Annotated in this window: 19 protein-coding genes, 3 pseudogenes and 1 riboswitch; of the genes and pseudogenes, 10 read left to right on the top strand and 12 right to left on the bottom strand. The window is 67.4% G+C overall.

The window, feature by feature from the left end:
- The first annotated feature begins 13 nt into the window (after nt 1-13).
- Genes QF050_RS05400 through QF050_RS05390 form a run of 3 tightly spaced genes read left to right on the top strand, consistent with a single transcriptional unit; the run spans nt 14 to nt 1,893 of the window.
- The gene (locus QF050_RS05400) at nt 14-277 is read left to right on the top strand and encodes a DUF1737 domain-containing protein (protein WP_018760735.1); all 264 of its coding nucleotides are present in this window, start codon (nt 14-16) and stop codon (nt 275-277) included.
- Nucleotides 274-684 (top strand): rhodanese-like domain-containing protein, encoded by a 411-nt coding sequence (locus tag QF050_RS05395; protein ID WP_285243836.1) that lies wholly within the window; start codon nt 274-276, stop codon nt 682-684. The genes QF050_RS05400 and QF050_RS05395 overlap by 4 nt, the downstream gene beginning before the upstream one ends.
- Nucleotides 685-1,893 (top strand): O-succinylhomoserine sulfhydrylase, encoded by a 1,209-nt coding sequence (locus QF050_RS05390; RefSeq protein WP_308929500.1) that lies wholly within the window; start codon nt 685-687, stop codon nt 1,891-1,893.
- 4 nt (nt 1,894-1,897) lie between these two features.
- Here QF050_RS05390 and QF050_RS05385 read toward each other — a convergent pair whose 3' ends face one another.
- The 5 genes and pseudogenes from QF050_RS05385 to QF050_RS05365 form a co-directional block, all read right to left on the bottom strand.
- Nucleotides 1,898-3,124, bottom strand: coding sequence for a glutamate--cysteine ligase (locus QF050_RS05385; protein WP_308929499.1), 1,227 nt, complete (start codon nt 3,122-3,124; stop codon nt 1,898-1,900).
- Nucleotides 3,125-3,191: 67 nt separating this feature from the next.
- A complete protein-coding gene (locus QF050_RS05380; protein WP_308929498.1) occupies nt 3,192-4,715 on the bottom strand; it encodes a UDP-N-acetylglucosamine 1-carboxyvinyltransferase in 1,524 nt (507 codons plus the stop codon).
- Between the two features lie 107 nt (nt 4,716-4,822).
- A pseudogene (locus QF050_RS05375) lies at nt 4,823-5,624 on the bottom strand (energy-coupling factor transporter transmembrane protein EcfT).
- The gene (locus QF050_RS05370; RefSeq protein WP_308929497.1) at nt 5,621-7,159 is read right to left on the bottom strand and encodes an ATP-binding cassette domain-containing protein; all 1,539 of its coding nucleotides are present in this window, start codon (nt 7,157-7,159) and stop codon (nt 5,621-5,623) included. Before QF050_RS05370 ends, QF050_RS05375 begins: the two are co-directional and overlap by 4 nt.
- Nucleotides 7,159-7,782 carry an ECF transporter S component gene (locus tag QF050_RS05365; RefSeq protein WP_308929496.1) on the bottom strand — a complete coding sequence of 208 codons (624 nt, stop codon included), beginning with the start codon at nt 7,780-7,782 and terminating at the stop codon, nt 7,159-7,161. Before QF050_RS05365 ends, QF050_RS05370 begins: the two co-directional genes overlap by 1 nt.
- A 66-nt stretch (nt 7,783-7,848) precedes the next feature.
- A riboswitch (TPP riboswitch) is annotated at nt 7,849-7,988 on the bottom strand.
- A gap of 376 nt (nt 7,989-8,364) precedes the next feature.
- On the opposite strand from QF050_RS05365, the gene QF050_RS05360 reads away from it, so the two are divergent.
- The 3 genes from QF050_RS05360 (at nt 8,365) to QF050_RS05350 (ending at nt 10,099) form a co-directional block, all read left to right on the top strand.
- Nucleotides 8,365-9,420, top strand: a complete 1,056-nt coding sequence (locus QF050_RS05360) for an iron-containing redox enzyme family protein (protein ID WP_308929495.1) — start codon at nt 8,365-8,367, stop codon at nt 9,418-9,420.
- Nucleotides 9,421-9,517: 97 nt separating this feature from the next.
- Entirely contained in the window at nt 9,518-9,733 is a 216-nt protein-coding gene (locus QF050_RS05355; protein WP_308932106.1) for a CDGSH iron-sulfur domain-containing protein, read from the top strand.
- Nucleotides 9,734-9,835: 102 nt separating this feature from the next.
- Nucleotides 9,836-10,099, top strand: a complete 264-nt coding sequence (locus QF050_RS05350; protein ID WP_308929494.1) for a DUF4235 domain-containing protein — start codon at nt 9,836-9,838, stop codon at nt 10,097-10,099.
- Here QF050_RS05350 and mnhG read toward each other — a convergent pair.
- The 6 genes and pseudogenes from mnhG to QF050_RS05320 form a co-directional block, all read right to left on the bottom strand.
- A pseudogene (gene mnhG / locus QF050_RS05345) lies at nt 10,100-10,514 on the bottom strand (monovalent cation/H(+) antiporter subunit G).
- Nucleotides 10,504-10,782, bottom strand: coding sequence for a monovalent cation/H+ antiporter complex subunit F (locus tag QF050_RS05340; protein WP_308929493.1), 279 nt, complete (start codon nt 10,780-10,782; stop codon nt 10,504-10,506). The pseudogene mnhG and the gene QF050_RS05340 overlap by 11 nt, the downstream one beginning before the upstream one ends.
- A complete protein-coding gene (locus QF050_RS05335) occupies nt 10,779-11,324 on the bottom strand; it encodes a Na+/H+ antiporter subunit E (RefSeq protein WP_308929492.1) in 546 nt (181 codons plus the stop codon). The genes QF050_RS05340 and QF050_RS05335 overlap by 4 nt, the downstream gene beginning before the upstream one ends.
- Complete coding sequence (locus QF050_RS05330; protein WP_308929491.1) at nt 11,321-12,922, bottom strand: Na+/H+ antiporter subunit D; 1,602 nt, start codon at nt 12,920-12,922, stop codon at nt 11,321-11,323. The genes QF050_RS05335 and QF050_RS05330 overlap by 4 nt, the downstream gene beginning before the upstream one ends.
- Nucleotides 12,919-13,440 (bottom strand): Na(+)/H(+) antiporter subunit C, encoded by a 522-nt coding sequence (locus tag QF050_RS05325; protein ID WP_308929490.1) that lies wholly within the window; start codon nt 13,438-13,440, stop codon nt 12,919-12,921. The genes QF050_RS05330 and QF050_RS05325 overlap by 4 nt, the downstream gene beginning before the upstream one ends.
- Nucleotides 13,437-16,467: pseudogene (locus QF050_RS05320) on the bottom strand (Na+/H+ antiporter subunit A). Before QF050_RS05320 ends, QF050_RS05325 begins: the two are co-directional and overlap by 4 nt.
- A 197-nt stretch (nt 16,468-16,664) precedes the next feature.
- Here QF050_RS05320 and QF050_RS05315 point away from each other — a divergent pair.
- From QF050_RS05315 to QF050_RS05305, 3 genes are all read left to right on the top strand, one after another.
- Nucleotides 16,665-18,068 carry an MFS transporter gene (locus QF050_RS05315; RefSeq protein WP_308929489.1) on the top strand — a complete coding sequence of 468 codons (1,404 nt, stop codon included), beginning with the start codon at nt 16,665-16,667 and terminating at the stop codon, nt 18,066-18,068.
- A 62-nt stretch (nt 18,069-18,130) separates the two neighbouring features.
- Complete coding sequence (locus QF050_RS05310; RefSeq protein WP_308929488.1) at nt 18,131-18,613, top strand: cation:proton antiporter regulatory subunit; 483 nt, start codon at nt 18,131-18,133, stop codon at nt 18,611-18,613.
- Between the two features lie 5 nt (nt 18,614-18,618).
- A complete protein-coding gene (locus QF050_RS05305) occupies nt 18,619-19,800 on the top strand; it encodes a cation:proton antiporter (RefSeq protein ID WP_308929487.1) in 1,182 nt (393 codons plus the stop codon).
- 55 nt (nt 19,801-19,855) lie between these two features.
- Here QF050_RS05305 and dcd read toward each other — a convergent pair whose 3' ends face one another.
- Nucleotides 19,856-20,431, bottom strand: a complete 576-nt coding sequence (gene dcd / locus QF050_RS05300; protein ID WP_308929486.1) for a dCTP deaminase — start codon at nt 20,429-20,431, stop codon at nt 19,856-19,858.
- Between the two features lie 144 nt (nt 20,432-20,575).
- Here dcd and QF050_RS05295 point away from each other — a divergent pair, with 144 nt between their 5' ends.
- Nucleotides 20,576-22,288: a CAP domain-containing protein gene (locus QF050_RS05295; protein ID WP_308929485.1), complete on the top strand. Its 1,713-nt coding sequence runs from the start codon at nt 20,576-20,578 to the stop codon at nt 22,286-22,288.
- Nucleotides 22,289-22,327 lie beyond the last annotated feature (39 nt).

Raw genomic sequence — 22,327 nt, 5'->3', positions numbered from 1 at the left:
AAGGAGATCCGTCGTGTCTGACGCACCCGCCCCTGACGAAAAATTGTCCTACCGCCTGATTACGGGCCCCGACGACCGCTCATTCTGTGAGCGGATCTCGGCTGCACTCGCGGACGGCTACGTCCTGCACGGCAGCCCGGCGGCCACCTTCAACGGCAGCAGCGTCATCGTGGCCCAGGCAGTTGTCCTCCCGGCCGCAATCGCCTCGGCAGACGCCGCGGTGGCCACGGCCGTTGACGACCTGGAGGGCGAGTTCGACGGCGAGGGCCACGCATGAGCTACGCAGGAGACCTGACGCCGCAGGAAGCATGGGCCAAGCTGGAGCAGGGCGCCATCCTGGTGGATGTCCGCACCGAGGGCGAATGGGCCCACATCGGCATTCCGGACACCAAGGCTACGGACAACGATCCCCTGTTCATCCAGTGGACCTTCCCTGGCGGCATCCCCAACCCCGATTTCGTGAAGGATCTGACGGAGCAGGCGCCCGAGGACCCCGGCGCGGAACTGGTGTTCCTCTGCCGCTCAGGCCAGCGCTCCATCGCAGCAGCCATTGCGGCCACCCAGGCCGGCTTCACCTCCTACAACGTCCTGGAGGGCTTCGAAGGCGAGCCGGACCGCTACGGCGAACGGACCGTCAACGGCTGGAAGAACCGCGGCCTGCCCACCAACCTCGGAAAGAATTAAGTGACTTTCAATCAAGATGCCCCCGGCTGGAACCCCGATACCCAGGCGGTCCGCGGCGGCCTGGACCGCACCAACTTCCAGGAAACCTCCGAGGCCATTTTCCTGAACTCAGGGTTCGTCTACGAATCCGCAGCGGCGGCCGAACGCGCCTTCACCGGCGAGGACGAACGCTTTGTCTACTCGCGCTACGGCAACCCGTCCGTGGCCACATTCCAGGAACGGCTCAGGCTGCTGGAAGGCGCCGAGGCCTGCTTTGCGACGGCGTCGGGCATGTCCGCGGTGTTCACCGCCCTGGGCGCGCTGCTCGCCGCCGGCGACCGCGTGGTGGCCGCCCGATCGCTGTTCGGTTCGTGCTTTGTGATCCTGAACGAGATCCTTCCCCGGTGGGGCGTGGAAACGGTCTTCGTCGACGGCCCGGACCTGGACCAGTGGCGCGAGGCCCTGTCCAAGCCCACCACCGCCGTCTTCTTCGAATCCCCGTCCAACCCGATGCAGGAAATCGTGGACATCGCCGCGGTGAGTGAACTCGCCCATGCCGCCGGCGCCAAGGTGGTTGCGGACAACGTCTTCGCCACTCCCCTGCTGCAGCGTTGCGGGGACCTCGGCGCGGACGTGATCGTGTACTCCGGCACCAAGCACATCGACGGGCAGGGCCGCGTCCTGGGCGGCGCCATCCTGGGCACCAAGGAATTCATCGACGGCCCGGTGAAGCAGCTGATGCGCCACACCGGTCCGGCGCTTTCAGCGTTCAACGCCTGGGTCCTGACCAAGGGCCTGGAAACCATGAGCCTGCGCGTCCGGCACTCCTCGGCCACCGCGCTGCGGCTTGCCGAATGGCTCGAAGAGCAGCCTGCCGTGAGCTGGGTGAAGTACCCGCTACTCAAGTCGCATCCGCAGTATGAGCTGGCGGCGAAACAGATGAGTGCCGGCGGCACCGTCCTCACCCTTGAGCTGGCTCCTTCCGGCGCGCGCTCCGGCAAGGAGGCCGCCTTCGCGCTGCTGGACGGCCTGCGGATCATCGACATCTCCAACAACCTCGGCGATTCCAAGTCCCTGATCACCCACCCCGCCACCACCACGCACCGCGCCATGGGGCCGGAGGGGCGGGCCGCCATTGGCCTCAGCGATGGCGTGGTCCGGCTCTCGGTGGGGCTCGAGGACGCGGATGACCTCATTCGCGACCTGGAACAGGCCCTCAAGCAGATCTGAAGCGTCAGGCCTGGCGGACCCGCAGGAGTTCCGGTGTGTCCTCCACGTCTGAAAGATCCAGCGCGCCGCGCATGGTGACGTCCACGGCGTGCCGGACCACGGCGCCGAACCCCATGTCCTCGGGAGGTGGTCCGGCCAAAGCCCGGTCGCGGGCCCGACGCTGCTCGGCGGCCCCGGTGCCGCGGGCGATGATGTGCTCCACGCCCTGCCGGGCCAAGGCCAGTTCGCCCTGTTCGTGCAGGACAGGCGCCAGGTAGTCCACCAGGGAACGGGCGACGTCGGCGGCCGGGGCCGGGCGGAAATTCCCAAAGTCCAAAAGTTCCCCGCTAAGTCCTGAGCTGCTGGCCTGCCACGACGCCATCCGCAACAGGACAGTGGGCACGGGGGCCGGATCCACGCCCTCGGACCATTCCCTGCTGGCTGATTCCACCAGCGCACGGACCAGCACGGCGATCAGGGCTGCGTCCTCGGCACGGAGGCAGACATCGGCCACGCGCACCTCCACGGTCGGGTGGTTGCGGGAAAGCCGCGCGTCGAAGTACAGCATCCCCTCGTCGAGCATGACGCCGGTTTCCAGCAGCCGGGTGACAACCCTCCGGTACGCGGGGTACGTTCCGTAGATGGCGGCCGGGCCGGCAGTCGGCCACCGGTTCCAGGCTTGGGTGCGGTAGCTTTCGAATCCGGTGGGAACGCCGTTCCAGAACGGCGAATTGGCGCTCAACGCCGTCAGCACGGCCAGCTTGTCGCGGATCCGGTCCAGGACCGCGACGCCTTCTTCCGGTGATTCGATATAGGTGTGGACGTGGAAACCGCAGGTCAGCTGCTCCTGCGCCGTGAGGCCAAAGCGTTCCAGCATCCTGGCGTAGCGCGGGTCCGGCGTCGTATGGCTGGTGGATGCCAGGGGTGAGGTGGCGAGCGCAGCAACCCTGGCACCATGTTTGGCGGCCGCGTGGTTGGCCATTGCCCGGCCGGCCCGGATCTGTTCGAGCAGGCCCGCGGACTCCAGGCAGGGCCGGGTCTGCGTCTCGATTTGCTCAAGCTTCAGCTCGGCACTCAAGCCCATCTCGTCGTCGTGGTCCGCCTGCTTCCCGGAAGGGTGGACGTCCGGGTCCACGGGACGATCGTCCGCCGCGACACGGTGTCCGGCGAGGAGGGCGTCAGCCAGGGCAAGCGGCTCTCCGGACTCCGGATCAACAATCAGGAGTTCTTCCTCCACGCCGAAAGTACGCATACGAACATTCTGCGTCAGGGGCCGGAAATTCCGGGAGCCGCCACTGATCATGACGAACCGTGAACGCCTAGTCCTGGAAGTACTCCACTTTGGCGCCGATGGTGTTCAGGCGCTCCGCCAGGTCCTCATAGCCGCGCTCAATCACGTAGATGTTGCGCAGCTCGGAGACGCCCCGCGCGGCGAGCATGGCCAGCAGCAGGCAGGCAGCGGGCCGGAGCGCCGGCGGGCAGCCCACCTCTGCGGCGCGCCACTTGGTGGGTCCATTGACGTAGATCCGGTGCGGGTCCAGCAGCTGCACCTGTGCCCCGAGCCGGTTGAGCTCCGTCAGGTAGATCGCCCGGTTCTCGTACACCCAGTCGTGGATCATGGTCTGTCCGTGCGCATTCGCGGCGATGACGGCGAAGAACGGCAGGTTGTCGATGTTCAGCCCGGGGAACGGCATCGGGTGGATCTTGTCCTCGGGGGCGCGCAGCTCCGAGGGCTTGGTGGTCACGTCCACCAGCCGCGTGCGGCCGTTCCGGGCCATGTACTCACCGGAGATTTCGAGCTTCTGTCCCATTTGGCCCAAGGTGGCCAGCTCGATTTCCATGAACTCGATGGGTACCCGACGGACCGTGACCTCGGAGTTGGTGACGATGCCGGCCGTGATCAGGCTCATGGCCTCGATGGGGTCCTCAGACGGGAAATACTCGATCTCGGCGTCGATCGCGGGCCGGCCGGTGATTCGAAGCGTGGTGGTTCCCACGCCCTCGATGGTGACGCCGAGCATCTGCAGGTAGAAGCAGAGATCCTGCACCATGTAGTTGGGGCTGGCATTGCGGATCACGGTTGTTCCGGGCCGGTGCGCTGCCGCCATGATCGCATTCTCGGTGACGGTATCGCCCCGTTCGGTGAGGACGAAGGAGCGGTCCTGGTTGTCCGCAGGTGGCGCCTGGACAGTGTAGAAACCGGCGGTGGCCTCCACCGAGAGGCCGAACTCGCGCAGTGCCTGCATGTGGGGTTCCACCGTGCGGGTTCCCAGGTCGCAGCCGCCGGCGTAGGGCAGCCGGTATTCCCGTGACTCGTCCAGCAGCGGGCCCAGCAGCATGATGACGCTGCGGGTGCGCCGTGCCGCGTCCACGTCCATCGCGTTAAGGTCGAGGACGGCCGGGCGGCGCAGGCGGAGATCGGTGTCGTTAAGCCAGGTGCATTCCACGCCGATGCTGGTCAGCACTTCAACGATGCGGTTGACTTCCTCGATCCGGGCCAGGCGGCGGAGCACGGTGGTGCCCCGGTTGATCAGGCTGGCGCACAGCAACGCCACACCAGCGTTCTTGCTGCTGTTCACGTCCACGGCGCCGGACAAGGTGCGGCCGCCCTCCACACGCAGGTGCGTCATCCTGGGCTTGCCCACGTTGACGATGCTCCGGTCGAAGATGTTCTCCAGCCGTTGGATCATCTTGAGGCTGAGGTTCTGCTTGCCTTGTTCCATCCGGGCGACGGCGCTCTGGCTGGTACCGAGTTCGGAAGCCAGCTGGCCCTGCGTCCAGCCCTTTTCGTTCCGGGCGTCCCTCAACATGGCGGCCACGTGGCCGGCGGTCTCCTGAGTCATGCCAAAAATATATCATAGATGAGCTAGCGTGCCGAGGATCATCGTGTGTGGTAGCCAATCGGGGGCACCCTACCCGCCACATGCGATAGTACCCGCGAGTAACCGGCCTAGCTGCCCAACCACACCATGTTCCAACTGCCCGCGGCAAGCGCCGCGCCCAGGGCAAGCCCGGCCACCAAGACGCCGCCGCCCACCACCCCACAGGTCCAGCACACTGAATGTGGATTCGCGGGCCCACGTCCGGTCCCCGCCGCCGAAGCCCCGCGCTTCCATGGTGACGGCAAGCCTCGACGCGCGGCGGATCGCCTGCACCAACAGTCCAAAACTCTGCCCCAGCATCGCCTGCACCCGCCGGACCACGTTCCCTCGCGAACCAACACCGCGGGCGCGCCGGGCCATGCCGATCGTCTGCCATTCCTCGGCCATGAGCCCCACCAGGCGCATCGCCGCCAGGGTTCCCAAAACAAACCGGTGCGGCAGGCGCGCCTTCTGCGCCAGTGCATCCGCGAGGTCGGTCGGATCGGTGCAGCTCATCAGGAGCACCGCCGGAAGGGCGATCGCGAAGCCGCGCAGCAGGAAGCCGATGCCCAGCTGGAGGGACCCTTCGCTCATGGTCCAGATGCCGGCGTCGAGCAGGATCCTTCCGCTGTCCGGCGCCAGGATGGACGTGCTCCACCCGCCGATGGCGGCAGCGAGGATCAGCGGCCAGCCCCGCTGCCAGAGCAGCGACAGGGTGAGCCCCGCGAGGGGAAACAACATCAGCTCGAAGGCCAGGGCCACGGAAGCGGACACCCAGTCGATGGACAGCGCCAGGACCGCCGTGATGAGCACGACGGCGGCGAACTTGCTCAGCGGATTGGCCCGCGCCAGGAGGGCGTGGTTGCCGCTCAACGTCAGTTGCTGCCTCATGGCGCCACCGGTTCCGCCGCAGCCATCCGCAGCTCGGCCCCGCCCAGGGCAGCGGTGAATTCGGCGTCGTGGGTCACGGACACCACTGCCGTGCCGGCGTCCAGGAGTTCGGACAGGAACGAGGCCAGCTCGGCCCAGGTGTTGGCGTCCTGCCCGAACGTGGGCTCGTCCAGGACCAGCACCTGCGGGCTGGCGGCCAGGACCGTGGCCACGGACAGCCGCCGTTTCTCACCGCCGGACAGTGTGTAGGGGTTTGCGTCCACCAGCTGGGTGAGCCGCAGCCGCTCCAACAGTTCCTCCACCCGGTCCTCGCCGTGGCCCAGATGCCGCGGCCCGAACAGCAGCTCATCCAGCACCTTGCCGGTCACGAACTGGTGCTCCGGCTCCTGGAACACGGTGCCCACCCTCGAGATCAACTGCTCGGCCTTCCACGTGTAGGGGTCGATCCCGGCACCGCGGCTGAGGTCCACCGTGGCGGACACTTTTCCGGACACCGGCTCCAGGAGCCCCGCGAGGGTTAGCGCGAACGTTGATTTCCCGGCGCCGTTGGGGCCCGTGACGGCCAGAGCCTGGCCGGCCCTGACCTGCGCGGCAACACCCTCCTGGACCGGAACCGGCGGGATTTTCCGGAAGCCTTTGCGGCGGGGACGCTCGCGGGAGACGCCGAGGTCTTCGGCTGCCAGCAGGAGGTTGCCGGTTCCGGCGGCCGGGACGTCCGCCCGGCGGCGGGTTGCCGGCACGTACCCCGGCACCCACACCCCGGCGGCCGTCAGCATGGCCCGGGCTTCGCTGAGCACCCGGTCCGGGGGCCCGTCCAGGAGCACGGCGGGATCCGAGGCGGAGCCCGGCTGCAGGACCACGATCCGGTCCACCAGGTCCTTCCACACGGAGACCCGGTGCTCCACCACCACCAGGGTGGCTCCGGTCTTGTCCAGGCAGCGCGCCACGGCGTCGCGGACCTCCAGCACGCCGTCCGGGTCCAGGTTGGCGGTGGGTTCGTCCAGCAGGATCAGCCCCGGGCGCATCGCGAGGATGCCGGCCAGCGCCAGGCGCTGTTTCTGGCCGCCGGAGAGGGCCGACGTCGGGTGGTCCAGCGGGAGGTGGGACAGCCCGACGTCGGCAAGCGCCTCGTGCACGCGCGCCCAGATGGCGTCGCGGGGCACGGCAAGGTTCTCGGCGCCGAAGGCGACGTCGTCCCCGACCCGGGAGAGGACCACCTGCGTCTCCGGGTCCTGCTGCATGAGGCCGGACCGGCCGCGCCTGTCCCGGGGCCGGGCGCCGTCAACCAGCAATGAACCGGACTCGTCCGCGTCGCCGGCCTCGCCGTCGTCGTTGATATCACCCAGCACCCCGGCGAGGGCATGCAGCAGCGTTGACTTCCCGGCACCCGAGGGACCGAGCAGGAGCACCCGCTCGCCGGGGCTGATGTCCAGGTCGAGGGCATGGACGGCAGGTTTTGCCCGGCCGGCATGCCGCCAGCCCCAGCCCCGGGCCGTGACGGCGGCGGGGCGGACGGCGCCCTGGGCTGGTGCCATCAGGAGAAGACAGGCTCCGTAGCGGCCTTGCGGGACGCGAAGGAGCTCAGCACGCCGGTGCGCGCCAGCCCGCGCGTGGCGAGCCAGGACAGGGCACCGGCGAGGATGGCACCGGAGACGGTGGTCAACACGATGTAGGCCAGCTTGTCCGCACCGGAGTAGGCGATATTCCAGCCCCACGGCGCGAACGAGTCATTCAGTCCGCAGAAGAATCCAGCCGCGGCGCCGGCCAGCAGGGATACGGGCAGGTTGAACTTGCGGTACACGAAGATGGCGAAGATGATTTCGGCGCCGAGGCCCTGGATGAAGCCGGAGAAGAGAACCGAGGCGCCGTACTGGGAACCCATGAGGAGTTCCCCGGTGGCGGCCACGGTTTCACAGAACAGGGCGGCACCGGGCTTGCGGATGATGAGCATCCCCAGCACGCCGGGAATCATCCAGCCACCCGCCAGCAGCCCAGTCAGGGGCGGGTAGGCGGCGTTCATGGGGGCAGACAGCGCGGCTGCTCCCTGGTCCCATGCCCAGAAAATGACGCCGCCCGCGATGGCCACCAGCGCGGCGACGACGATGTCCACGACGCGCCAGGACTTACTGGTGGTCTTCTTGATTGCTGCAGTACTCATGTGATCCTCCTGGGAAACAGGAGGGGAAAGTGGACCCGGCTGACGGCTGTTGCCGTGCAGCCGCGGCACTTTGAGAACTCGACTCCCTTGCGCCGGTACTAACCGGATCAGGTTCGAGGGTCTGCGGCTGTTCCGCACTCTCAGCGCCCACCTGCGGTTCCTGGCAAGCCAGGTTGTCCGACGGCGGCGCTCCCCTGTCGTTATTGGTGTTGTTGTTCGTTGGGTAAGGCTTTTGATTGCCCTTCCGGGCGTGGTCAAGTTTACACCTGGCAGGGGTGGATAGCGGGCTGTGAGCGCCATTCCACCGGATGTGACAGGATACGATCCGGATTCGGCGGGCGCCCAGCCGGAGGGCTCGCTGGAACCGAGCCCCGCCAGAATGCCGTCCGGTTGCCTACCCCTATTGAGCGCTGCCTGCCCGGGCGCCAGTGGACCTGCAGGAGCCTCTGCGCAAAGCCTGCTTAGGTTTTATTAGTAACCATGCTTACTATATTGTTTCCCGGGTTTCGAGAGGACAGGGCATGGGAGTCACCATGGCGGTCCGGCGTTCGTTCCCGTCCCCGCGGCAGGCCAAGGAGCACCATGAGAATCCCGGACACCAGAGGCCCCCTCACCAGCGCCCTGTTCACAGTCCTGGCCCAGGCACCGGGTGCCGCAGGGACGGAGCTGGACCGGCTCTACCGCCTGGCGGCGCGGCAGGTGGCCGGCACCGGTGACATCATTGGGGACGAGGACATCCAACTGGCACTCTTTTGCCTCTACGAGCTCCATTACTCCGGCCTGGACAGCGTCTCGGACAACTGGGAGTGGGAGCCGGCGTTGATCAGGGTCCGGCAGCTGGTCGAGGAACCGTTCGAGGCGGCCCTCCGCGCTGCCGCACACCAGGCGGCCGGAGACTTCGAACTGCCCGACCGCGGCGCCATAACCAGCGACGAAGTAGCCGACGTCCTGTTCGGCCTCGCCGCCATGGACACCGGTCCCAGCCTCTCCCGCTACGTTGCCAGGAAGGCAAGCCTGGAGCAGCTCCGGGAATTCCTGGTCCACAAGTCGGTGTACCAGCTGAAGGAAGCCGATCCGCACACATGGGCCATTCCGCGGCTCAGCGGACGGCCCAAGGCGGCCTTGGTGGAAATCCAGGCGGACGAATACGGTGGCGGCCGGCCCGAGCGGATGCACAGCGCGCTGTTCGCCCGGACCATGCGCGGCCTGGGCCTCGACGACAGGTACGGCGCCTACGTTGATGCCGTCCCCGCAGTCTCCCTCGCCACCGTTAACCTCATGTCGCTCTGCGGCCTGAACCGGCGGCTCCGGGGTGCCATCACCGGCCACCTGGCGATCTACGAAATGACGTCCTCCCAGCCCAACCGGTTCTACGGTAACGGATTCCGCCGGCACGGTTTCGGCGCCGAGGTTACCCACTACTTCGATGAGCATGTGGAGGCAGACGCCGTCCATGAACAGATCGCAGGCCGTGACCTCGCCGGCGGCCTGGTCGAGGCCGAGCCGCACCTCCTCGCGGACGTCCTGTTTGGGGCGAGTGCCGTCATGGCCCTCGACAGCAGGCTGTCCACCCACCTGATGTCCTCGTGGGAGGCCGGGGCATCATCGCTGCGGACGGCCGTAGCGGCGGCAGCATGAGGCCTGCACCCCCGATAGCCGGGCCCGCCAAGAACGGCAACAACTCGATGAAAGCGGTGCAGGCATGAATCCCGGACAGCGTGGAACCGGCTCCGACATGGACCAGGAATCCGCCACGGGCTCCATCGTGGTCTGCCCGGACGGGCCCCTGATCGTCCGGGGCGATTTTGAAATCGTCACGCCGTCCGGGGACGCCGTACCCCGCGACCGCAAGACCGTTGCCTTGTGCCGCTGCGGCGCCTCGGCCATCAAGCCCTACTGCGACGGCACGCACAAGATGATCAAGTTCCGCACCGGCCCGTCGGCCGGTTAGCCGAACAACCCGCTTGCAGCCCGCCACGCCTTTGCCCGGACCGGCACGGGTGTACGGCTAGGCTGGAGGAAGTCCGTTTTCCGCCCGCAAGGAGTACCAGGAATGAACCTTTTCATCAAGCTGCTCGGGACCGGGGTGAGCCTGGGCGCAGGCTTGGTCGGCACCAAGCTCGTCAACGCCATCTGGGAGAAGACCACCGGGCAGAAGCCGCCTACCGGAAAGAACGAGGACGTGCCCACCAGCCTCCGTTCGGCGCTGACATTCGCGCTTATCTCCGCCTCGGTCAGCGCGATCATCCAGGTCCTGGCCAACCGGGGCACCCAGCGCGCCATCACCCGGTTCGCCAAGACGCAGGACATCGTCTAGCTACTGGCGGGTTTCGCCGTCGTCGGGGTTGTCCGTCCGGGCAGCCTCGGCGGCGGCTTTTTGCACCACGGCTTCAAGCTCATCCGCGGCAAGCAGTTCCCTGTGCAGGTGCTTGGTGCGGTAGCCGGCCCTGCCCACCATGTGCGCGGACACGGGCACCGTAAGCAGCTGAAAGATCCAGGCCACCACCAGCACCGGCCAGACCCACCATGTCCGCATCTGGAGTCCAATGGCTGCCAGCAGCAGGAACAGGCCCAGGACCTGCGGCTTGGTGGCGGCGTGCATGCGGCTCATCAGGTCCGGGAAGCGGAGCACGCCCGATCGCGGCGCCCAGCGACAGAAGCGCACCCACCACCATGAACACCGCGGAGACAAGGTCAATCCACGCGTCGGCGCCGGAGACGTCAGGATTCATTGGGGTTCACCCTCCGGTCTGCGACGAACCGGGCCACCGTCACTGACCCGATGAACCCGATGATGGAGATGGCCACCACCAGCATCAAGTTGTTCAGGTGCCGGTTCACCGCCATGTCCACGCACAGGGCCCCGCCCAGGATGGCAAGCAGCACGTCGGCCGCGAGGACCCGGTCCAGCAGCGAAGGGCCGCGGGCAATCCGGATGATGGCCCCGCCGGCGGCCAGCGAGAAAATGACGGCCGTGACCGCCAGGACAACGGGCATCATGCGGATGCCTCCATTCGGACGGCTTCAAGTTCTTCGACGGAGCCCATGATGCGGATCAGGCCGGCCTCGATGGACCGTACCTCGTTCCGCAGGCCCTCGATGTCCTGCTTCGAGGTGATGTTGAGTGCATGCAGGTACAGGGTGGAGGCCGGGCGGTCCACCTCCACCACCAGGGAGCCTGGGATCAGGGAGATCACGTGCCCGGTGGCGGTGACGATCAGGTCCTGGTGGCTGCGGAGCTTTACCGCGACGACGGCGTTGGTCACCTTGGGTCCCCGGACGGTCGCCAGGTACAGGACCTGGCCGCTGGCCACCACCACCTTCCCCAGGAAGGCAAAGGCGAAGGGTACGGCGTACAGGATGTTGAACCGGCCGCTGAGCTCCACCGGCGGAAGGTAGAACAACCGGGCAACCCCCACCGCCAGCAGGGCGCCGAAGAGCAGGTTTCCGGGGCTGAAGTCCTGCCACAGGGCGCCCCAGACAATCACCAGCCACACCAGCAGCGGAAGCTCCTGGCGCAGCGAAATCCGTTTGCGGCTCATCGTCCTCCTCCCGTCACGGTGGCCGGGACAGCGGTATTTTCGCCGAGGACCGACTGGATATACGGCGCCCGGTCAAGCATGTCCCGCGCGGCCTGGCCGGAGAGCCCGAACAGTGGCCCCGCGAACACGGTGAGGGCGACACCGAGGACCACCAGGCCCAGGGTTGAGCCAACCATGGTGCGCGGCAGGAGCGTGACGGTGTTGAGTTTGGCACCCGGCCCGGCGGCGCGCCCCGAGGGGCCGGCCAGGAGCACCGGGTCCGGATGTTCGGCGTCCTCCGGCTTCCGCCAGAACGCGCGGTTCCAGACGCGGGCGATCGCAAGCAGCGTCAGGAGGCTGGTCAGCACCCCGCCGGTCACCAGCGCATAGGCCAGGGGGGTGCCCAGCTCAACGCCGGCCTGGAGCAGGCCCACCTTGCCAAGGAACCCGGAGAAGGGCGGGATGCCGGCCAGGTTCATGCCCGGGATGAAGAACAGCAGCGCAAGCATGGGTGAGAGCTTGGCCAGGCCGCCCAGCCGGTCGACCGAGGAGCTGCCGCCGCGGCGTTCAATAAGTCCGGTCACCATGAAGAGGCTGGTCTGGATGGTGATGTGGTGGGCCACGTAGAAGACCGCCGCCGCCAGCCCGGCCACGGAGGACATGGCCAGCCCGAACACCATGTACCCGATGTGGCTGACCAGGGTGAACGAGAGCAGACGCTTGATGTCGCTTTGCGCCAGCGCACCAAGGATGCCCACCACCATGGTCAGCAGCGCCACCACCATCAGGGGCGTGTTAAGGGTGTCGCCGGGGAACAGCAGCGTCTCGGTCCTGACCATCGCGTACACGCCTACCTTGGTCAACAGGCCGGCGAACACGGCGGTGACAGGTGCCGGCGCCGTTGGGTAGGAGTCGGGGAGCCAGAAGGACAGGGGGAAGACGGCGGCCTTGATGCCGAACGCCACCAGCAGCATGACATGCAGCAGGGTCCTGGTGCCCTGGTCCAGCTCGCCCAGCTTGAGGGCGAGGTCGGCCATGTTCACGGTGCCCGTTGCGCCGTACACCATGGCGATGGCGATCAGGAACAGCACCGAGGACACCACCGACACCACCACGTAGGTGACGCCGGCTCGGATGCGTGGCCCGGTGCCGCCGAGGGTCATCAGCACGTAGCTTGCGGTCAGGAGGATCTCGAAGCCGACGTAAAGGTTGAAGAGGTCCCCGGAGAGGAACGCGTTGGACACCCCTGCCACCAGGATCAGGTAGGTGGGGTGGAAGATCGAGACCGGGGCGTCCTCGTCGCCGTCGGCCATGCCCTGCCCGGTGGCGTACACCAGCACGGCCAGGCTCACGGCCGAGGAGACCACCAGCATCAGTGACGAGAACTGGTCCACCACCATCACAATGCCCCAGGGCGGCAGCCAGCCGCCGATGGTCACCGCTGCGGTCCCGCTGCTCCACGCGGATGCCAGCAGGAGGCATTCGAGCGCCAGGGTCAGCGACAACAGTCCGATACTCACTGCCCGCTGGGCCCGGGAGTGCCGGATCAGCAGGAAGGTCAGGGCGGCGCCCAGGATGGGAAGGACGACGGCGAGCGGGGCCAGGCTGGCGATGTTCACTTTTTGCCGCCTTCCGGGCCGGGTTCAATGTTGAGCGAGCCCGGTTTTTCCTCCGCGGCTGCGTGTTCGGCCGGCATTTCCCGGCCTCCCGCGGTGACGGTGGCGAGCGGGAACTCGGATGTTTCAGCAGGGACTTCGGCGTCATCCTCCGCGTCGAAGCTGGGGGTTTCCGCCACCCGGAGGTCCTCCACGTCGTCCTGGATGTCGTCCTCGCGTGCCAGCACCCACGTGCGGTAGATGATGCCCAGCATGAACGCGGTGACGGCGAAGGAGATCACGATCGAGGTCAGGATCAGGGCTTGCGGCAGGGGGTCGTTGTAATCGGCGGCGGGCGTGTCCTTGGTGAAGAACGGGGCCAGGCCGGCGTATCCGCCGGTGGAGAGGATCAGCAGGTTGGTGGCGTTGGCCAGCAGCATCAGTCCCAGCAGGACGCGGGTCAGGCTGCGTTCGAGGATGAGGTAGATGCCGCAGGCATACAGGGCGCCCATGACGATCAGCAGGGTCAGGTTGACGCTCATGCGTTGCCCTTTGCGGTGGCCTCGGCAGGAATACGGTCCGGTGCCTGGTCCTGCTGTGCCGGTTCGGGCCCGGCTGCCGCGGACCGCTCCTCCATGTGTTCATCGATCTCGGCGCCGAGGCTGCGCAGCACGTCCAGCACCAGGCCCACCACCACGACGTACACGCCGATATCGAAAATGGTGGAGGTGACGAACTTGATGTCGCCGAACACCGGCAGCCACACCTCGATGATGGCGGACTGGAACACCTGGCCGCCCAGCAGCAGGGGCGTCACGCCGGAGGCGGCGGCCAGGGCCAGGCCGGTGCCCAGCAATGCACCGGCACTGAGCGGTGCGGCTTCCCGCAGCTCGAACCGCCCGCCGGCGAGGTAGCGGATGGTCAGGGCCAGCCCGGCGGTGAGGCCGCCGGCGAAACCGCCGCCGGGCAGGTTGTGGCCTGCCAGCAGCAGGTAGAGCGAGAAGATAATCATCGAGTGGAAGATCAGGCGGGTGACCACTTCGAAGATGATGGAGCGGCGTTCCGGGGCGAGGGTCCTGCCTGCCACGATCCAGGCGTCCCGGGCGGAAGCGGCGAACTTCCGGCTGATGGCCAGCGCCGCGCCGTCACGGGAGCCGGGGTCCACACCGTGGTAGCGGCCCACCGTGCCCTCGGCAACGGACGCGGACCTCTGCAGGCGGTCTCCGCGGCCGCGCACGAAAATCAGGCTGGCCACGCCGGTGGCGGCCAGGGCAAGGACGCTGATCTCACCGAACGTGTCCCAGGCGCGGATGTCCACGAGCGTCACGTTGACAACGTTCAGGCCGCCGCCGCCCTCGTAGGCAAGCCGCGGAAATTGCAGGGATACCGGGATGGCGGTCCTGGCTCCCATGGCGAAGATCCCGGCGAACACCATGGTCGCGCCGAATCCCAGCCCGATGATGACGCGCACCACCCGGTATTTTCCGCCGGTACGGTCGCGCAACTCGGGTGGAAGGGCTGCGCATGGCCAGGACGAACGCCACCAGGATGATGGTTTCCACGAGCATCTGCGTGAGGGCAAGGTCGGGAGCTCCCTGCAGGGCAAACATGAGGGCGATGCCGTATCCGGTGACGGAGACCATCAGCACCGCCAGGAAGCGCTTGTTGGCCTTGACGGCGGCGAGGGCACCAATCACGATGCCCACCCCTGCCACGAGCTGCAGCGGGGAGTGCGGATCCACGAGGTAGATGTCATGCGGCAGGGCATTGCCGCTGAGCAGGATGGCGGTGAGCGGCAGGACGAATGCGACGCTGAGGATCACGGCGAGGTAGAAGTAGAGGGAACCGCGCTGGGTCCGGCCCGTGATCCAGACGGCGGCGTCGTCCAGGGCCCCGATGCTCAGCTGGTAGGCCCGGTCGCCGTCCACCCAGGCCGGGACCAGGGATTGGGCGCGGGCCACGGCATTGCGCCCGAAGTACATGGCCGCGCCCAGCACGAAAGTGACGGCCGTCAGCCCCAGCGCCGGGGTGAAACCGTGCCACAGCGCGAGGTGGCCCGCCTGCTCGGCCGGCGTCCCGGCGTCGGGCACTGTGGACGCGAACAGCGCAGCATAAGGCTGGATCCAGGCATCCACCGGAAGCGGCCAGAGCCCGTAGGCGACGGTCAGGAGGCTCAGGACCGCGGGGGCGGCAAGGAAGGAGGGCCTGATGGCTTTGAACGGGGTGGGTTCCACGCCGGGCTTGGCCGCGAAGGCGCCCCACATGAACCTGGCGCTGTAGGCGAAGGTAAGGATGGATCCCACCACGAGGCCTGCAAGGACCACCATCCCCCAGGGGCCGGCGTGCGGGCCGGTGGCGTGGTGCACGAACGCTTCGAGCACAGATTCCTTGGCAACGAACCCGGCCAGCAGCGGCACGCCTGCCATGGATGCGGCGCCGATGCCGGCCACGATGCCCAGGGCGCGGGAGGACCGGAAGACCCCGGAGAGTTCCCGGACATCGCGGGTCCCGGACTGGTGGTCGATGATGCCTACCACCAGGAAGAGCGTGGCCTTGAACAGGCCGTGGGCAAGCAGCATCGCCAGGCCGGCCAAGGCGGCGTCCGGCGTTCCCAAGCCCACCACCATGGTGAGGAACCCCAGTTGGCTGACGGTGCCGTAGGCGAGGATCAGCTTGATGTCGGACTGCCGCAGCGCCCGGTAGCCGCCCACCAGCATGGTGGCCAGGCCCAGGCCCAGGACCACAGGCTGCCAGTACGCCGTCCCGGCGAAGCCCGGGGCCAGCCTGGCCACCAGGTAGATTCCCGCCTTGACCATCGCCGCGGCGTGCAGGTACGCGCTGACGGGGGTGGGCGCAGCCATGGCGCCGGGGAGCCAGAAGTGGAACGGGACCAGCGCGGATTTGGTGATGGCACCCACCAGGATGAGTACGACGGCGGCATTCACCGTGGCACCCGAGGGTCCGGAGACCAGGGCGGCCGCCTGCTCCAGGATGCTGGAGACGCGGTAAGTGCCTGCGGTGTAGCCCAGCATGATCAGGCCCACCAGCATGGCGAGGCCACCGGCCGTGGTGACCATCAGCGCCTGCAGGGCGGACCGGCGGGCCGCGAGCCGGGTCCGGGCAAACCCGATCAGGAGGTAGGACAGGATGGTGGTGAGTTCCCAGAAGACGAACAGCAGCAGCAGGTCATCGGCCAGCACCAGCCCGAACATGGCGCCGGCGAACGCCAGCAGCTGCGCGCCGAAGCCACCGAGGTCCTGGTCCTCCCGCTTGAAGTACCGGGCGCAATAGAGCAGCACCAGCGCACCGACGCCGAGCACCAGCAGGGACATCACCCATGCCAGCGCGTCCATCCGGAAGGCAAACTCGAGATGGAGGCCTGGAATCCATTCGAAAACTTCCGCTACCGCACCCGGGCCGGAGTAGACGGAACCGTACTGGGAGACCAGCCAAACGAAGGAAACAGCCGGGACCGCCGCCAGCGCGTAGAACGCATTCCGGCCCCAGGCCCTGAAGAGGAAAGGCGCCAGGACAGCCACCGAAAAGTGCACGGCAAGGACTGTTATCACTGGTATCTCCGCAACGTCAGGGATTCGATTGTCAAAAGTTGGAGCAGGCGGCAAAAGTAGTTAGATCCGGGAGGGTTCAGTTTATCAAGGCACCGGCACCAGCTTTTCTGGTCCGCGCGGGCCCGGAGGGCGAATTCCCCGACGTCAGGGGCCTGTGCTCCGCCGGGTGTTCGCCACGGGCGGATACGATTCAACGTATGAACAGCGCCAGCGCTCAGGGGGCAATGCGGCCTGCCTCGGAACTCGAAACCGGAACCCGGACCTCCAGCAAGCGCCGCATCCTGGCGTGGGCCTCGTGGGACTGGGGTTCGGCGGCCTTCAACGCGGTCATGACCACGTTCGTGTTCACTGTCTACCTGACCTCCAATGCCTTCGGCGGGGAGGACAGCGCCTCCGCGGTCCTGGGCGCCGCACTGGCCGTTGCCGGGCTGGCCATCGCACTCCTGGCGCCGGTCACCGGCCAGCGCTCGGATGCGGGCGGCCGCCGCAAGCTGTGGCTGGGAGTGAACTCCGCCGCCGTCGCCATCCTCACCGCCCTGTGTTTCTTCGTGTTTCCGCACCCGGAATTCCTGCTCCTTGGTGCCTGCCTGATCGCCCTGGGCAATGTGTTCTTCGAATTCGCCGGGGTTAACTACAACGCCATGCTTGCCCAGGTCTCCACGCCGCAGAACATCGGGAAGGTCAGCGGGTTCGGCTGGGGCGCAGGCTACCTCGGCGGAATCGTGGCCCTCCTGATCGTCCTGCAACTGTTCGTCCAACCGGCTTTCGACTGGTTCGGGGCATCCACCACGGACAGCCTCAACATCCGGCTGGTGGCCGTCTTCTCCGCCCTCTGGTTTTTCGTCTTCGCCCTCCCGGTCCTGTTCGCCGTCCCCGAACTGCCCCGCACCACGCAGGCCGCACGCCTGGGCTTCCTGGCCAGCTACGGGCTGCTGCTCCGGCGCATCAAGGCCATCTACGCCACCAGCCCGCACACCATCTACTTCCTGCTCGCCAGTGCCGTTTTCCGGGACGGCCTCGCCGCCGTCTTCACCTTTGGCGGCATCATCGCTGCCGGCACCTTCGGCTTCGCCCTGTCCCAGGTCATCTTCTTCGCCATCTTCGGTAACGTGGTGGCGGCCATCGGCGCCGTGATTGGCGGTTTCCTCGACGACAAGGTGGGCCCCAAGGCCGTCATCACGGGTTCCCTCGTGGGGCTCCTGATCGCCGGGACCGCCATCCTGGTCCTCGGCAACGGAAACTATTCCTTCTTCGGCATGGATTGGGCCGGGAGCACCACCTTCTGGGTGTTCGGGCTGTTCCTCTGCCTGTTCGTGGGGCCGGCCCAGTCCTCGTCCCGCGCCTACCTGGCCCGGCTGGCGCCGCACGGGGAATCGGGAGAGCTCTTCGGCCTGTATGCCACCACCGGACGGGCGGTCAGCTTCCTGGCACCCGCCCTGTTCACCCTTTGCATCACGGTGGCCACCCCGCTGGTACCGGCAGGGCAGGCGCAGCGCTGGGGCATCCTGGGCATCATGGTGGTGCTCTTGGCCGGGCTCCTGGTCCTGCTGCCGGTGAAGTCTCCGGACCAGGCTCCCATCGCCGTGGTTCCCGCCGCCTGACGCGGCGTCCGGCACCCCGCCGGAGCCCGGCCAAGTCCCGCCAGGCAGACTAGGCTGGAACCATGAACGTGGACGAAACCAACCTGCCCGGCCTGGGCCGCCGGAGGGATTTCATGACCGCCTCGGGACGCCGCATAGGTGTGGTGGAGCTTCGGGAAGGCCAAACGGAACTTATCGTTTCCACCTGGGACGATCCCGATACCTGCCAGGCCTCGATTCCGCTCACCAGCGATGAAGCCGCCACCCTGGGCAACCTTTTGGGTGGCACCCACTTGGCCATGAAGCTCGCCGAAGAGCACAAGGACGTCCCCGGTATCGTCACCCGCCAGTTCTCCATCGCTGCGGACTCCCCGTTCCAGGGCCAGCCCATGGGCAAGGCGTGTATCCGCACCCGGTGCGGCGTTTCCATCGTGGCCATCATGCGCGAGGGTGAGGTGCTGCCCTCGCCTGGGCCCGACGTCGTCCTCCACCCCGGTGACCTGCTGGTGGCGGTGGGCACCCAGGAGGGCCTGGACTCTGCGGCCAATATCCTGCGTAACGGCTAAGTCGAATGGATCCGCTGGCCCAGACCCTCATTGAGCTGGGGGCCGTCGTGTTCTGCCTCGGCCTGCTGGCCAGGCTTGCCGGCCGGATTGGAATGTCCCCTATCCCGTTCTACCTGCTGGGCGGGCTCGCTTTCGGGGCGGGCGGCATCGTCAAGCTCGAAGGGATGCACGAGTTCGCACACCTCTCCGGCGAGATCGGCGTCATCCTCCTGCTGCTTATGCTCGGACTGGAATATACGGCGGCCGAGCTGTTCACCGGGTTGCGCCGTTCGTGGCAGGCCGGTGTCCTGGACCTCGTCCTGAACTTCCTGCCCGGGGCCGGCCTCGCGCTGCTCCTGGGCTGGGGCGGCGTGGGGGCCATGGTCATGGGGGGCGTCACGTACATTTCCTCGTCCGGAATTGCCGCCAAAGTCATTACGGACCTGGGCCGGCTGGGAAACCGCGAAACCCCGGTGGTGCTGTCCATCCTGGTGTTCGAGGACCTGGCCATGGCCGTCTACCTGCCCATCCTCACGGCCATGCTCGCCGGCGTGAGCTTCCTGGGCGGCCTCACCACGGTGGGTATAGCCCTGGCGGTGGTGAGCCTGGTGCTGATGGTGGCGTTGCGCCACGGACACCATGTCTCCAAGGCCGTCCACAGCGAGAACTCTGAGGTCTTCCTGCTCAACGTCCTGGGTGCTGCGTTGCTGGTGGCTGGAGCCGCGTCGGCCATGCAGGTGTCCGCGGCGGTGGGCGCCTTCATGCTGGGCATCGCCATCTCCGGCGCCACGGCCCACAGCGCCACCCGCATCCTCGAACCGCTGCGCGACCTCTTCGCCGCCATCTTCTTCGTGGCGTTCGGGCTCAATACAGACCCCACATCCATCCCGCCGGTCCTGGGCTGGGCGCTGGTCCTGGCGGCAGCCACCGCGGCCACCAAGATGCTGACCGGTATCTGGGCGGCGAAACGGGCCGGAATCGCCCGTCCGGGCCGCTTCCGCGCCGGCGCCGCCCTGATCGCGCGCGGCGAATTCTCCATCGTGATCGCGGGCCTGGCGGTCGCTTCCGGAGCGGTTCCGCACCAGCTGGCGGCGCTGGCAACGGCCTATGTGCTGCTGATGGCGGTGCTGGGCCCGTTGGCTGCACGCTATGTTGAACCACTGGCCAAGGCGGCCATCCGGCGGCCCGCCGTCGCGCCCCAGGTCTAGCGTTTCCGCCAGCGCGGGTCCAGGGGTGCCGCAGCGCCCGGGCTGGAAGCGGGTGCTAGATGCGGGTGCGGTGGAAGTTCAGGTGGCTGCGGCTCGCAGTGGGACCGCGCTGGCCCTGGTACCGGTTGCCGTACTCCCCCTGGCCGTAGGGGTATTCCGCGGCGGAGCTGAGCCGGAAGAAGCAGAGCTGGCCGATCTTCATGCCGGGCCACAGCTTGATGGGCAGCGTGGCCATGTTGGACAGCTCCAGCGTGACGTGCCCGGAGAAACCGGGGTCGATAAAGCCTGCGGTGGAGTGCGTCAGGAGGCCAAGGCGGCCCAGGGATGACTTGCCCTCCAGGCGGGCTGCGATGTCATCGGGCAGGGTGACGGTTTCGTACGTTGACCCCAGGACGAACTCCCCCGGGTGGAGGATGAACGCTTCGTCCTGCTCCACTTCCACCAGCCGCGTCAGCTCGGGTTGCTCCAGCGCGGGATCGATGTGCGCGTACTTGTGGTTGTCGAACAACCTGAAGAATTTGTCGATCCTGACATCCACGGACGATGGCTGGACCATCGCGGGGTCGTAAGGTTCCAGCACGATCCGCTGGGAATCAATTTCGGCACGAATGTCGCGGTCAGAGATCAGCACGGGTCCCAAATTACCGCATCGGTTATCCACACCCGCACTTTCCCGTTGTTGCTGTGGCCTCGTGGGGCTAATGTTGCGAATGAAAGCCGCCGGAATGGTCTCCCGGGTAGGCATGACAGAGCTGGGGATGTTGTGAATAAATTGGTGGCACCGTCTTTCATTGGCGTGCTCTGTGCGTTGGCGCTGGTTTCATCGTCCGCCGCAGCTCCTCCTGCGCCGCAGTTCGGCCAGGCTGCGGGCACGGCGAGCATCACCCTCGCGGCTCCTTTAGTGCGCGACGCCGGCAGGTCCCCTGCTGCGGACGCCGGCACCGGCAACCTCACCCCGGCCGTGGACCCGGACATCCGGGCCGCTTCGCCGCTGCCCGCGCCCACCCCGGCGCCCACCGCCACGTCCGCTCCTGCAACATCATCAGCGGCTGCGGTATCTTCTCCAGCCGCTGCTCCTTCCACGGAGGCACTCCCTGCCACCACCCCGGCGGCGCCGGCGGCCGACGTGCCGTCCGTACCTCCGCTGTGGGCACCGGACCAGGAACTTGCCACCCCGGCGCCGGCCCCATTGGCCGCACCCGAATCCGCCACCGCGCTTCCGTCCACCGAGGCGCTGGTCCCGGACAGCAATGCGGCAGCGATCCTCACGGTCTTCACCAAGATCAACGAGTACCGGGTGGCCAACGGCCTGAACAAGGTGAAGTACCACCCCACCGTGGCAAGCATGTCCCAGGAATGGTCGGACAATATCGCCACCCGGGAAGTGGTGGAGCACCGGGCCTCCTTCTGGACCGACCCCCGCGCGCTGAGTCCCAACAACGGGGCCGGTGAGATCATCGCCATCCGCACCGACCGCGACGCCGCCCAGCTCGTGGAATGGTGGAAGGGCTCCCCCGGGCACAACGCCATGCTGCTGGACCCCAGGTTCAACGTCATGGGCGCCGGAATCTCCTACACCAACTCCACCTACCAGATCTGGGGAGTGGTCAACTTCTTTGGTTACACCACGCTGCCCGCCGGCACCCTCGATTCCCCGGGCGGCGCAGGAACCGGCGGGCCCTTCCCGGCACCGTCGCCGAGCCTGTGCGATCCCCCGGTACGGCACATGCCGCCCACCTTGAACCTCTCCGCCGCCGCGATCACGGGCCCGGCGGACCTCGTCTCGGTCGACTCGGCAGGGCAACTGTTGAACAGGGCATCTACCGGGCCGCGCACCTACGCTGCAGCGAAGGTGATCGGCTCAGGGTTCGCCGGCGCCAAGGAAGTCTTCGTGACGGACTGGGACCGCGACGGCACCTACGATGTCCTGGCCCAGTGGACGGCGGGTAACTTGGCCCTGTACCGGGGCATCGCGGCCGGCGGATTCCAGGCGCCCATCACACTCGGCACGGGCGGCTGGAGCACCTTGACCCTGGCGGTGGGAGGCTGGTGCGCCAACAACAGGATGCCCCAGATCCTGGCCCTCGACGGCTCCGGGAACCTCTACCTCTACGCCAACAAGGGCACCGGCGATATCGCCGACCGCGTCACCATTGCCACCGGTATTTCCGCCTCCCGGCTGGCCATGGTGGACTACGACGCCGACGGCTTCCAGGACGTCCTTGCCCTGAAGGCCGACGGCAGCGTCACGCTGTACCGCGGGTTGGGAACCACCACACTTCGCGCTGAGGCACGGCCTACCGTGGCCACGGGCTGGACGGATGTCACCGGGATCCGCGCGCTGCGCAATGTCACGGGGCTGAACTCCACGGGGGTGGCGCTGCGCCGGGCAAACGACACCGTGCAGTACTGGGACCTGACCTCCGGAAGCCTCGCGTCGCCGTCGAACGTTGCCGGGCCCTGGACCGGGCAGCGGCTGGCGCAGTAGGCCCGGTCAGCAGGCCCCGGGATGTTTGGGCCGGCGGGC

Source organism: Arthrobacter sp. SLBN-112 (assembly GCF_030944625.1).
Classification (GTDB): Bacteria; Actinomycetota; Actinomycetes; order Actinomycetales; family Micrococcaceae; genus Arthrobacter.
The sequence above is the reverse complement of the archived record's forward strand: the minus strand, read 5'-3'. Positions and strand labels throughout refer to the sequence as shown.

Excerpts from the sequence above, each read along its gene's own strand:
- QF050_RS05395 (WP_285243836.1), top strand. The coding sequence starts at position 274 with ATGAGCTACGCAGGAGACCTGACGCCGCAGGAAGCATGGGCCAAGCTG.
- QF050_RS05385 (WP_308929499.1), bottom strand. The coding sequence starts at position 3,124 with ATGCGTACTTTCGGCGTGGAGGAAGAACTCCTGATTGTTGATCCGGAG.
- QF050_RS05380 (WP_308929498.1), bottom strand. The coding sequence starts at position 4,715 with ATGACTCAGGAGACCGCCGGCCACGTGGCCGCCATGTTGAGGGACGCC.
- QF050_RS05370 (WP_308929497.1), bottom strand. The coding sequence starts at position 7,159 with ATGGCACCAGCCCAGGGCGCCGTCCGCCCCGCCGCCGTCACGGCCCGG.
- QF050_RS05365 (WP_308929496.1), bottom strand. The coding sequence starts at position 7,782 with ATGAGTACTGCAGCAATCAAGAAGACCACCAGTAAGTCCTGGCGCGTC.
- QF050_RS05360 (WP_308929495.1), top strand. The coding sequence starts at position 8,365 with ATGAGAATCCCGGACACCAGAGGCCCCCTCACCAGCGCCCTGTTCACA.
- QF050_RS05355 (WP_308932106.1), top strand. The coding sequence starts at position 9,518 with ATGGACCAGGAATCCGCCACGGGCTCCATCGTGGTCTGCCCGGACGGG.
- QF050_RS05350 (WP_308929494.1), top strand. The coding sequence starts at position 9,836 with ATGAACCTTTTCATCAAGCTGCTCGGGACCGGGGTGAGCCTGGGCGCA.
- QF050_RS05340 (WP_308929493.1), bottom strand. The coding sequence starts at position 10,782 with ATGATGCCCGTTGTCCTGGCGGTCACGGCCGTCATTTTCTCGCTGGCC.
- QF050_RS05335 (WP_308929492.1), bottom strand. The coding sequence starts at position 11,324 with ATGAGCCGCAAACGGATTTCGCTGCGCCAGGAGCTTCCGCTGCTGGTG.
- QF050_RS05325 (WP_308929490.1), bottom strand. The coding sequence starts at position 13,440 with ATGAGCGTCAACCTGACCCTGCTGATCGTCATGGGCGCCCTGTATGCC.
- QF050_RS05315 (WP_308929489.1), top strand. The coding sequence starts at position 16,665 with ATGAACAGCGCCAGCGCTCAGGGGGCAATGCGGCCTGCCTCGGAACTC.
- QF050_RS05310 (WP_308929488.1), top strand. The coding sequence starts at position 18,131 with ATGAACGTGGACGAAACCAACCTGCCCGGCCTGGGCCGCCGGAGGGAT.
- QF050_RS05305 (WP_308929487.1), top strand. The coding sequence starts at position 18,619 with ATGGATCCGCTGGCCCAGACCCTCATTGAGCTGGGGGCCGTCGTGTTC.